This is a genomic window from Veillonella sp. VA139, assembly GCF_003992005.1.
Classification (GTDB): Bacteria; Bacillota; Negativicutes; order Veillonellales; family Veillonellaceae; genus F0422.
In genome coordinates this window covers 1-12,866 of record NZ_RQVL01000006.1, presented here as the reverse complement: position 1 = coordinate 12,866, position 12,866 = coordinate 1, and the positions used below count along the sequence as shown (strand labels likewise).

Sequence of the window (12,866 nt, the reverse complement as noted above, 5' to 3'; positions counted from 1 at the left end):
TTTCCTTCTTCTTTCCCTTCACGCCAATACATCTTCCGATCCATTTCTAATTTCATATACTCACCCCTCCATTCTTTACTTTGCTTCACAACATGTACAATCTCATCCATTTAGTGTACTAAAGCATCTGCTGGTGGTTGTCCATCTATATAGTCTAACACATTCTGCAATAACAATGAAACATCGTTTATTTGCCCTTTAGTACTTAAAAATATTGTGGTTAAACCATCTCCTAGCTCTCTGCCTACTTCTTCTGTACATTTTTTTGTATACGTATACTTATGACGCTTTCCAGAAAAAATAGGGAACGTACAGATAAAGATAACATAACAATCATTCAACGTCATATAATCAGCACCTTTTTCCATAGAATAGTTATCAATGGCACTATGATAAAACCTTGAACGTTTCACCATCTCTAGCATATTCTTGTACGTTTGCATTTCAATATTATATACGGTTCCTTTATCATCATTGACATACACATCCAAACGAATCCCCTTATCATCAAGACCTGACTCCATCGTTTTTTCCGTTTCAATGTACGCAATATCCCGAATAGAAATCTCCAATAACCGTTCTAACAATTCCTTACAAATTGATTTCTCACGCATTACCTTTTCAAAGATAAAATTATCCTGAATACTCAACTCATCAAAGGACTTGAATTGCATAGACATCCCCCGTTACTTAGTTAATTAAATTATAACACATACACAATGCAATACGGTAGTACATCACTCACCACCTATCCATATAATTCTTCGAAAAAAACATAATCCCTTTAAAACTTCCTACCAGTGTAATATTAGCAACAATAATTCAAATTTTGTTATAACATACAACTCTCCCATATCACCCCACCTGAGGAACGCAGTTAGGCGTAGCAGCCTTTGTGGTGCCCCTTACTGACTAAATAACGCATATACAAGAAGAGCACGACATGTTCCGGAGCAAACCTAACCACTGTATCAGTTCGGGTCGGAATATGTCGTGCTCTAACTCCCCCCAAGGAACGCAGTTAGGCGTAGCAGCCTTCGTGGCGCCCCCTACTGACTAAATAACACAAACGCAGAAGACCGTAACATACCCCTGAGCAAACATAACCACTGTATAGTTTGTGAAGGGGTGTGTTACGGTCTTCCCTTTATCCTATTCAGTTAAAACCGCCACAGGCTGCATAGCCTAATTAGTGACGCTTAAATCCCATTTTTTCCATAATAATGAACAGCATAGGAATGATCGCCACCCCAAAGAATGTCGCTGTAATCATACCAAATACTACGGTCACACCCAAGGATGCACGGGCACCAGCACCGGCACCACTTGCCAACATCAATGGCAAACATCCAATGATGAATGCTAAGGACGTCATCAAGATAGGACGTAACCGAATCTTCGCTGCTTCAATAGCGGCATCCACATAGTTCATACCTCTTTCATCGACACGAATCTTAGCATATTCAATAATCAAGATTGCATTCTTCGCTGCCAAGCCCACCAATGTAAGCAAGCCGATTTGGAAGTAAATATCCAAAGCAAAGAAATGTGTAGATTTCATCATGGCACCGATCATATTGAATAACCATGGACCAAGAACAGCACCAAAGATACCTGTTGGAACAGATAATAATACGGCAAATGGTACTTTCCAAGATTCGTACAAGGCAGCCAATACAAGGAATACAAAGACGATACCAAATCCGAAGATAATCAACACTTGAGAGCCTGCTTTGATTTCCTCACGTGTTTGTCCACCCCAATCATAGGTATATCCTTGTGGCAATGTGTTTTTCGCCACTTCTTCTAATGCTTTGATAGCATCACCAGAGCTGACACCTTGGTTTGCACTACCACCGATGCTCACGGCTGGGAAGTTGTTATACCGTGTTACCACAAAGGCAGATGTCGTTTTCTGCGGTGTAATATACGTATCAACTGGCACCATTTGACCTGCTGCATTACGTACTGTCAACAGATGATTCATACTTGGGTCTGTACGGAACTGATTGTCCGCTTGTAACATCACTTTATAGTTTTTACCGAACTTAGTAAAGTCATTTAACTGCATACCACCATAATAGCCTTGTAAGGCTGTATAAATATCTGTTACGGCTACGCCATCACGAGCTGCTCTATCACGATTGACATCAAAATTATAGGACGGTGTAGATGTATTGAAAGTCGTGTAAATACTGCGGAACTCAGGACGTTTTTGAGCTTCTTCTAAGAACTGTTGCACTACCGCATTCATTTGTTCTGTACTATGACCCGCTTTATTGATAAGATACATGGAGAAACCACCTGTATTACCAAGGCCTGGAATGGATGGTGGGTTCAACGGAATAATGGTTCCTCGTGGATCTTTAGAACCATGGATGAAAGTATTTCTAATCTTTAAGCCAAGCTGTTGATCTGGTTGTGTTCTTTCACCCCAATCTGTTAAAGATGTAAAGATAACACCACCACTCGTTTGTGCTGCTCCAGCTAAAACATCAAAGCCAGGTACTGTTATAGTCCCTTCAGAATCTTTATCTTCATTCAAGAAGTGACCTAAATCAGTCAACACATCTTTTGTACGGCTTGACGTTGCCCCTGGCGGTAATGAAACAGCAACCATAAAGTAACCACTATCTTCGGCTGGCACGAATCCACTCGGCACCATACGCATCATACCTAATGCAGCACCCACAAAAATAGCAAGAGCTAACCACGTTGCCCATAGACGATTGGACCAACGAGCTAGTTGAATACCATATTGATCGATTCTTCGATCTAAGAATCCATTAAACCACTCCAAGAAACGACCCACAATATTAGTCGTTGCTTTCGGCACATGTGGTTTCAACATAATGCCACACAATGCCGGTGTCAATGTCAATGCCACAAAGGCAGAGATAATAACAGAAACAGCTACTGTTAAAGCGAATTGTTTATACAATACCCCCGTTAAACCGCCCATAAAGGCAACTGGAACAAATACAGAAATCAATACGAAGGCAATACCAATAACAGGACCTTGCACTTTTTCCATGGCTGCTACGGTAGCCGCCTTTGGTTTTAACCCATTGTAGCGCATTTCATATTCTACGGCTTCGATTACGACGATGGCATCATCCACGACAAGACCGATGGCTAACACCATGGCTAGTAAGGTCAGTGTATTAACAGTAAAGCCCATTACTTGGAAGGCTGCAAAAGTACCAATGAGTGATACTGGTACAGCAATCATAGGTATGACTGTGGATTGCCATGTTTGTAAGAACAAGTACACGATAATTGCTACGAGAATCAAGGCTTCTGCAAATGTTTTGACAACCTCTTTCATGGATGCATTCACAAATTTCGTATTATCTACAATAATGTTTGCTTTCATATCTGGCGGGAAAGATTGCTCTTGCTCAGCGATTACCTTCTTCACTGCATCAATCGTCGTTAATGCATTGGCATCATTAGTTAAGGATACAGCAAACACCGCTACTGGTTTATCGTTACCAGTTTCCTTAGAAAAGCTCGTAGCTTCCACCGAATAATTTTGAGCGCCTAATTCAACACGAGCTACATCTTTCAGATGTAATAAATTATTCTTTTTATCTTTTTTTATAACAATATTTTCAAATTCTGAAATTTCAGCCAAACGACCTTGTACTTTTACAGATGTGTTGAAAGCTTGATCTTTGTCAATTGGATCCGAACCTAATGCACCTGCTGCAGCCTGCTTATTTTGACTGCGGATGGCATTACTTACATCCGTTATGGTAACGCCATACTTAGACATTTTTGTAGGATCTAGCCAAATACGCATAGCATAGTCAGCACCGAACTCCTGCACCGTACCAACACCATTCACAGATTGGATAGCATCCATCATATAGTTAGTGGCATAGTTTTTCAAGAATGTTCTATCATAACTTCCATTTGGTGATACCAAGGAGAATACCATAGCCATATCTCCAGAAGATTTCGTAGTGGTCACGCCCACTGTTTGTACTTCCGATGGCACGGATGCCAAGGCACGGGCTACACGGTTTTGTACGTTTACCGTATCCATATCAGCGTCAGTTCCTTGTTCAAACTGAACTGTTAAATTATAGGAACCATCTCCTGTGCTGGTGGATTTCATATAATCCATATTTTGTACGCCAACGATTTGTTTTTCGATGACTGCTGCTACCGTTTCGCTTACTACCTCAGCATTGGCCCCCATATAGGCAGTACGTACCTGTACTTGCGGTGGGGAAATTTGTGGATATCTGTCGATCGGCAGTTTTGATAAGGAAATCAACCCTAGCAATGTAATAATAATAGAGATTACAATGGCAAAGATAGGGCGATTAATAAAGAATTTTGACACAATATCACCCTAATTACCTTTCTCAATATCTTCCTTAGTCAATAAAGTAGCTTTTACTTCTGCTCCATTCTTCGCTTTTGTTAAGCCATCTACAACGATTTCATCGCCTACAGTTAAACCTTTACCATCTTTGGAAGGACGAATGATGGTGTATTTACCACTGGTACCACTTGTTGTGACTGGTACTTGTTCTACTTTACCATCGCGGATGACCATGACAAATGTTTTATCCAATACTTGTAATAAAGCACGAGATGGCACTAAGATAGCGCCTTGAATAGTTTCACCACTAGTAATAACGGATGCATACATATTTGGCAACAACATATGATTTGGATTCGGGAATGCCGCTTTCAAAATAAGTTGTCCCGTACCACTATCTACGTTTTTAGCCGCCTCTACGATGCGACCTTTAATGGTGTTGACAATCTGATGATTATCATCGTAAGTACCATAGATTTCACCATTGGACAATTTCAATTCTACTTCCCCATCAACGGAACGATGTGCCTTTTTATAGTCTAAGTATTCTGCTTCACTCATGCTAAATTGTACATATACAGGATCTGTGGAGTTCAATGTCACAAGAGCTGTTTGACCTGCTGTCACAAATGTGCCTAAATCTACATCATCCATTTCTAATGTACCATCAAATGGCGCATATACTACTGTATCTTGTAAATTATTTTCAGCCAATCGAATCTGCGCTTCCATAGCCTCTACAGCTGCACGGTTTTGAGCTGCCACACTAGCTTGTGTATCTAATGTTTGGCGGGCAATGGCATCTTCATTTGCCAATGTTTGATAGCGTTGTAAATCTACTTGAGAGTTTTGGTAAGCAGCGCTAGAGCGTGCTGCATTGGCTTGTGCACTAGCTAGATTCACTTCATATTGACGTCCATCGAGTCGATACAAAGCTTGACCGGCCTTTACTGTGTCTCCCCCTTTTACATATTTTTCTACCACTCGACCAGATACATTCGCGCGAATCACAATGGAATTTTGTGCTAATACAGTACCATTGAAAGATTCTTGGACATTTGTATCAGTAGCTGTAATTTTATAGGAGTTTACCTCCGTAGGACCTTGGCCTGGAGCCTGTCCACCACAACCAGATACGAGTACAAGGGCTGCCAAGCTAGCTGCCACTAAACCATTATACGCTTGTTTTTTCATTCGTTTCACCCTTATTTGTAATACCTTGTAATATGACTGAAGTAACCTTTGGCATATATTTATATATATCCTCATGATGATTGGAGCTTTCAAACACAATGCGCCGTACAACTCCTTGCAACATCATAATGATAATATCAACATCCACATAGCGAGCAATAGTTCCTTGCTCCTGTTGGTGTAATAAATAGTCTTTAAGTAAGTCCCAATCCTTCTTGAACAAAGTGTTCATAGTTTGTTGTAACTGGGGTATAGCTAAGAAGATTTCCTTAAAAGATTCTCCATTAAAAGCCTCATATAAATTAGATCGTACTTTAAAATATCGATATAGAACTTCCTCTAAACTTAGACTTTTATTCTTTACAATATTTTCATGCTGTCTGTAAAAATCTTCTGCCCCATGGACTAAAATGGTTTCCACAATTTCATGTTTAGAATGAAATTGTTCATACAACGTGCGCTTACTAATGGTCAGTGCTTTTGCTACATCATCCATACGAAATGATATGCCTCGTTCCTCAATCATTATCGCCGCCGCTGCTAAAATTTTCTCTTTAACGGTAACCAATATAGCCCTCCTTTCACACTATAAGTAAAGAGTTACAAAACTCAACTAATGTATTTCAGTACCAATCTTTAGTTTACTTAAAATAGGAACAAATGTCAAACTATGAAAGTAGCCAATCTACTATGCTTACTACATGTATACCATCATAATCATCATCTAATGCCAAATCCATAGAAAGAACTATTTTTTTATAGTTATTAGGAATTTTTTGTAATGGTTTTAGCTCCCTTTGTCTTACTGTTTCATCCTTCATCGTTTCCGTCACTTGAATATAAAGTTTTTCCGTTGCTGTTGTTGCAATAAAATCCACTTCTAATGTATCTACTTTACCAATAGCTACATCGTATCCTCTTCGCAATAGCTCAAGATATACTACATTTTCTAAAGCATGCCCTCGATCCCTATCACGTATTCCTAGTAAATAATTACGTAATCCCATATCGACAATGTAGTACTTACCCAAGGTACGCAAATATTCTTTTCCTTTTATATCAAATCGTTTGACATCATAGAATAAATAAGTTTCTTTTAACGCGCCTATATAGGCAGCAATCGTTTGATTGGCTGGCTTTCCTTGTTTTTCACGATTCACTATCATCTGTTCAGATACAAGAGTGTTGCTAATAGAGTTAAATGATGTAGTATTTCCAATATTATCGGCTAAAAATAAAATTATTTTTCTAAGTAATTCTGCATCGGTGACTTGCCGTCCTTTTCGATTTCTTTCACGCTCTAAAATATCACGCACCACTACAGTAGAATACACGCCATCTAATAGTATGAAAGCTTTATCCTGTTCTAATCCTACATCTGCTATCCCTGGCATGCCACCATACCGCATATACGCATCGAATAAATCACTTAGTTCTACAATATCCTGTTGCTCATTGACAGCTCGTTTCTTATTATGTCCCATGGGCGTTTTATATTCTGTAACTTCATATCCGTGAAAGTCTATAAATTCAGCAAACGATAAGGGGTACATTTTAATTTCAATATATCTTCCAGATAAATAGGTTGAATATTCCGATGATAACAAATACGAATTAGACCCCGTAATATATATATCACAATTAAAATCAACTCGAAACGAATTAATAGCTAATTCCCACTGATCAATCTTTTGAAGTTCATCAAAAAATAAATAGTATGTATGGTCTGTGGTAATTTTATCTTTTACATAATTGTATAAATCCTTATAGGTCATTTCTTGAAATGTCAAAGATTCAAAATTAATGGCTATAATTTGCTCTTCTGGGATTCCTCGGCTTATTAAATATTCTTGCATTAAAAGCAGTAAACTAGATTTTCCACAACGTCTGATTCCAGTGATAACTTTAACGGGTTCTGTATCTTTAAAAGTAATCAGCTGATCTAAATAATTTTGACGTACTTTTAATGGTTTTTTACAGTTCATAAGTCATCCTCCTTTTTATTTATTATACCCCAAACTTCTAATTTTATAAAGTTTTTGTCATTGATACCCCAAACTTTTATTTTTTAAGAATTTAGGGTATACATGCCCTAAATTTGTAAACAAAAAATGCCACGCCTTAGCGTAGCATTTCTTTTAAAGCAGATTAGTTATCCCATACTTTAGGAATATAATACTCAGTAAATAGTTTTATCGCATAGTTGTCCGTCAGTCCCGCCACATAGTCCACAATATCTTGGTCTGTGATAGGATTGTCATGATGGATTTCATGGCGAATCGCCTCAGGGTGTTCTTTATAGTACATAAATAAGTGTTTTACCACATAGTCACCTTTATTCCGATCCGGAATTAACGACGGTGCCCGATAGACACGTTCAAACATAAAGCGGCGGAAAATATTCATAGTTTCCACGCCACGGTCGGACATAGATATAACTGGTTGATCCATAGAGGATGTCACCATGTCTGTGACCATGGCAGTAATCATTTTAGAATGGGTATCTCCAAAGACTTGTACCACTTCTCTTGGCAAATCATCAACCCGTAGCATATGGGCACGCAATGCGTCATCAAAGTCGTGACATAAATAGGCAATACGATCAGCAGTCCGTATAATCTGACCTTCTAAGGTGACAGGCATATGAGAACCTGTATGCCCTAAAATACCATCACGAACCGCAGTGGTTAAATTTAACCCTTGACCGTTCTTTTCGATACTTTCCACCAAGCGCAAGCTTTGCTCATTATGATTGAAGTGCCCTACCATATCACGAAGGGCATATTCTCCGACATGCCCAAAAGGTGTATGTCCCACATCATGACCCATAGCGATGGCCTCGGTCAAATCTTCATTCAATCGCAAGGCACGAGCGATGGTACGTCCAATCTGTCCCACTTCTAAGGTATGTGTCATGCGAGTTCGATAATGGTCCCCCGGAGCAATATAGACTTGAGTTTTATGTTTTAATCGACGAAAACATTTGCTATGTAAAATACGATCTCGATCTCGTTGAAAATCCGTCCGATACGCATCGGGTTCTTCCTTACGATCTCTTACAGATTCTCTACTCTTAGCCGCATAAGGACTTAACATAGTATATTCTCGTTCTTCTAGCATTTCACGAATACTCATATGACATCTCCTAGCTTAGCGTGTATCCATGACACGATTTTTTTGAATGATTTGCATCACCATACCAGCTGTTTCCTCGATAGATTTATTCGTTACATCAAGTACTGGGCAATGTAACCGTCTCATCACAGTTTTTGCATAATTTAACTCTTCTTCAATACGGCTTACATTCGCATAGTTAGCGTCTGCATGTAATCCCATAGTACGAAGACGTTCTTCACGAATATTGTTCAATTTGAAAGGATCAATAATTAATCCCACAATCTTGCGCCCTGGAATTTGGAATAATTCTTCTGGCAAAGGCACTTCCGGAACTAATGGCAAGTTCGCCGCTTTAATTTTTTTGTAGGCTAAGAACATAGACAATGGTGTTTTACTGGTACGAGAAATACCAATGATAACAATATCCGCTTTTTCAAAGCCTTTTGGATTTTTACCATCGTCGTATTTCACGGCAAATTCAATAGCCTCTACCTTTTTGAAATATTCTTGGTCTAGCTTATGAATCATACCCGGTGCCAATCGTGGCTCTGTCTCTGTCATAGTCCCTACTGCATTCATAACAGGCCCCATAATGTCTACAGCTTGCACACCCTGTGCTTTGCAAGCTGTATCTAAATAAGACCGTAATGTTGGTGAGACGATAGTATGACAGATGACATGTCCACCAGCGGCAGCCTCTTTCACCACTTCATTGATTTGTAATTCACCATTAATATAGGGCACACGAACAATATCAATCGTTTCTTTATCATATTGACTAGCCGTTGCACGTGCCACTGACTCAGCTGTTTCCCCAAGGGAGTCAGAAATTGCATAAATAATTTTAGCCATAATTACTCCTATCGTTTTCCACAGTCCCAAAATAAACGGGTCACTGTTGTTTTAGAAATACGTCCTACCACTCGATATTCCTTACTTCTCTCTAATAATACCTTATCTACCACAGGGACGCAATCTATTTCAAAATCAATCATCCGTTCTACTGCTTCCACAACAGGCATATCGGGATATGCCACTACGACTTTACTAGTAGGTGTCATAATCATAGAAATAGGCATGGAGTTTAAATCAGATCCACCCAAGGAGGCTCGTAATAAATCTTTACGAGATACTACACCTTTTAATATGCCATCATCGCAGATTAGAATGGTTCCCACATCCTCTGTAAACATGGTGACAATTGTGTCATACACAGATGCTGTGGAACTCACCGCTACCACACTGGACATAACTTGTGCCACTGTGAAACTATTAATCTCAGCCGCTAAGGGATTATTTGCCACTTTACCAACATAGTAATACCCTACTTTTGGCCGTGCATCTAAAATACCCATCATCGTCAGTACTGTCAAATCTGATCGCAGCGCAGACCTCGTTAAGTCCAATTTTGTGGCGATAGCTTTACCAGTGATAGGCCCTTCTTGTTGTACAATTTGTACAATCGATTCTTGTCGTTTTGAAAGATTCATATTGTTACCTTTCTATGAAAAAGGAGGCTCCTTCCAAAGCCTCCTTATCTATTACCAATCTAAAGCTTCTGTATTTTGACGACCTTTGCCTGTCAAAGCATCTAACATAATGCGTTGTTCTAATTGTGCCACCATTTTTTTCGTAGACACCACAGCATCTGGATTTACAGAAATAGAGTCAATACCATGTTTTACTAAGAACTCACAGAACTCTGGATATACACTTGGTGCTTGTCCACAGATAGATACAGTTTTGCCATCTTTGTGTGCTGTTTCAATTAAATGTTTAATAGCACGTTTTACAGCCAAGTTTCTTTCATCATAAATATGTTGTACTGTTTCATTATCGCGATCACAACCCAATACAAGCATAGTCAAATCGTTGGAACCGATAGAGTAACCATCCACATATTGATTGAATTGATCTGCCAAAATAATATTCGCAGGGATTTCAGCCATCAACCATACTTTAAAGTCTGCATTGCGTTGTAAACCATGTTCCGCCATGATGCGAGTCACTTCGGCTGCTTCCTTCACAGTACGACAGAATGGAATCATAACTTGCAAGTTTTTGAAACCAAATTCATCGCGTACTTTCTTGATGGCTTCTAATTCTAACAAGAATGCAGGTGCATAGCGTTCATCATAGTAGCGAGAAGCGCCACGGAATCCTAATAAAGCGCTAGATTCTTCTGGCTCGTACTTGTCACCACCATTCAAATCACGGTATTCACTAGATTTGAAGTCGCTCAAGCGCAATACAACTTGACGAGGCGCTAAGGCTGCACATACTTTACGCATACCTTCTGCTAAGGTATCGATAGCAAAATCACGACGTCCTGTTTCGATTAAATGCATAGGATGTTCATGTATGAAAGTAGTCCAAATGAACTCTTCACGCATTAAACCGATACCATCACAAGGTAATACACCATATTTTTCAGCCAAGTCTGGATCGCCTAAGTTCATGTAGATTTTTGTGCCTGTAACTGGAGTTGGCTCAACATAGCGAGCTTCTGCTACAGGTTCTGCTTTTTTAGTAGCTTCTTCTAAAATTCCATCATAGACAATACCATTGGTAGCATCTACAGTAATCATTTGACCGTCCGTAATCGTTTTAGTAGCTTCTTCACTGCGAGATTTTGTACCTACAATACATGGAATCCCCAACTCACGGCTTACGATAGATGCATGACACGTCATACCACCAGCATCGGTGACAATGGCTTTCGCTTTTTTCATCGCTGGTACCCAGTCAGGAGCCGTCATAGTAGTAATAAGGATTTCACCTTCTTTAAAATCATCGATATCTTCTGGATTTTCGATGACATGGGCACGACCTGCTGCTTTACCTGGGCTCGCAGGAAGACCTTTTACAACAATCTTACGTTCTGTGGTAGTCGCTTCTACTACAGCTTCTTCTTTTTCTTTCTTTTGAGAGAATACAGTTTCTGGGCGAGCTTGTAAAATCCATACTTTTCCATCGCGCTCGTCAATGCCCCATTCCATATCCATGTAGCATCCATAATGCTTTTCAATCGCTTTCGCATACGTTGCTAGTTCGATAACTTGTTCGTCTGTGATAACTTGTTGACGGGCTTGGTCTTCAGGGATTTGAATTTCAACGCAATCCCCTTCTGGTTTACGTACTAACGCAAGATTTTTATCATTAATCATACGATCTGTAATTTGCAAGGTAGCTTTATCTACAGTGAAATTATCTGGTGTCACAGTGCCTTGTACGACATATTCACCAAGGCCCCAAGAGCCTTCGATAATAATGGATTTGTCATCTCCATTCATGATATTCACAGAGAACATAACCCCTGCCGCTTTGGAGTATACCATCATTTGTATGGCTGCGGATAAGGCTACCGTCATATGGTCGAAACCTTGTTTTACACGATAGTAGGTAGCACGGTCTGTGAAAGTAGATGCATAGCATTCTTTTACTTTCGCAATGATCATATCAGCACCACGAACATTTAAGTATGTATCTTGTTGACCTGCAAAACTAGCATCTGGCAAATCCTCCGCAGTGGCACTAGAACGAACCGCCACAAATGGGTTCACTTCCCCTACTTTACGAGCTAATTCTTCATAACCGTTACGAATCGCCTTAGCTAATGGAGCTGGCATTTCCTCATCCATAATCATTTGACGTACTTCTGCAGTGACCTTACGTAACAACGCAGAGTTCTCTACATCATGTAATTCTTCCAATTTAGCTTTAATGCGTTCCACTAAACCAGTTTCTTCCATGAAATAACGATAGCCATGGGCTGTCGTAGCATAGCCATAAGGAACAGGAACATTCGTAGAAGAAGTCATTTCTCCTAAAGAAGAAGACTTACCACCAACAATATCCACATCCTCACGATGCAATTCATCAAACCAAAGAACATATGCAGTATCACGACTCATGATTATCCCTCCATCAGAAATAGTACTCATAATTTAATTATATAGTACAACACATATAATAAATAGTCAAGCATTATTAAGAATATAAGGAAAGGTGATTTAGTAACATAACCGTCATATACCCTAATTTATTAATAGAAAACTCCATAGACAGTGTAAAATATTTTGTGTAAACGTGTTTAGTTAGTATTGAAAAAAGAACTGAACTTCTTTAAGATTTAAGTGTCAAATAAAAATCACAGAAAGAAGGTTCAGTTCTTATGACTAATACTAACACAAATTTATTAAATGCACTACCAGTAAAT

At 39.3% G+C, this 12,866-nt stretch carries 9 protein-coding genes; all 9 read right to left on the bottom strand.

The window, feature by feature from the left end; all coding sequences use genetic code 11:
- Window positions 1-110: 110 nt before the first annotated feature.
- The 9 genes from EO125_RS03945 to ppsA all read right to left on the bottom strand — a co-directional run bounded on the left by EO125_RS03945 (window position 111) and on the right by ppsA (window position 12,561).
- Complete coding sequence (locus EO125_RS03945) at window positions 111-674, bottom strand: Rpn family recombination-promoting nuclease/putative transposase (protein WP_164726430.1); 564 nt, start codon at window positions 672-674, stop codon at window positions 111-113.
- A 515-nt stretch (window positions 675-1,189) separates the two neighbouring features.
- Window positions 1,190-4,354: an efflux RND transporter permease subunit gene (locus EO125_RS03940; protein WP_127147759.1), complete on the bottom strand. Its 3,165-nt coding sequence runs from the start codon at window positions 4,352-4,354 to the stop codon at window positions 1,190-1,192.
- A gap of 9 nt (window positions 4,355-4,363) precedes the next feature.
- The gene (locus EO125_RS03935) at window positions 4,364-5,530 is read right to left on the bottom strand and encodes an efflux RND transporter periplasmic adaptor subunit (protein ID WP_127147758.1); all 1,167 of its coding nucleotides are present in this window, start codon (window positions 5,528-5,530) and stop codon (window positions 4,364-4,366) included.
- Complete coding sequence (locus EO125_RS03930) at window positions 5,511-6,098, bottom strand: TetR/AcrR family transcriptional regulator (RefSeq protein WP_127147757.1); 588 nt, start codon at window positions 6,096-6,098, stop codon at window positions 5,511-5,513. The genes EO125_RS03935 and EO125_RS03930 overlap by 20 nt, the downstream gene beginning before the upstream one ends.
- 100 nt (window positions 6,099-6,198) lie before the next feature.
- Window positions 6,199-7,515 (bottom strand): ATP-binding protein, encoded by a 1,317-nt coding sequence (locus EO125_RS03925; protein ID WP_127147756.1) that lies wholly within the window; start codon window positions 7,513-7,515, stop codon window positions 6,199-6,201.
- Window positions 7,516-7,678: 163 nt separating this feature from the next.
- Window positions 7,679-8,665: a deoxyguanosinetriphosphate triphosphohydrolase gene (locus EO125_RS03920; protein ID WP_127147755.1), complete on the bottom strand. Its 987-nt coding sequence runs from the start codon at window positions 8,663-8,665 to the stop codon at window positions 7,679-7,681.
- Between the two features lie 15 nt (window positions 8,666-8,680).
- Window positions 8,681-9,499: a pyruvate, water dikinase regulatory protein gene (locus EO125_RS03915; RefSeq protein WP_127147754.1), complete on the bottom strand. Its 819-nt coding sequence runs from the start codon at window positions 9,497-9,499 to the stop codon at window positions 8,681-8,683.
- A gap of 8 nt (window positions 9,500-9,507) precedes the next feature.
- Entirely contained in the window at window positions 9,508-10,137 is a 630-nt protein-coding gene (locus tag EO125_RS03910; protein ID WP_127147753.1) for a CBS domain-containing protein, read from the bottom strand.
- A 51-nt stretch (window positions 10,138-10,188) separates the two neighbouring features.
- The gene (gene ppsA, locus EO125_RS03905; protein ID WP_127147752.1) at window positions 10,189-12,561 is read right to left on the bottom strand and encodes a phosphoenolpyruvate synthase; all 2,373 of its coding nucleotides are present in this window, start codon (window positions 12,559-12,561) and stop codon (window positions 10,189-10,191) included.
- Window positions 12,562-12,866 lie beyond the last annotated feature (305 nt).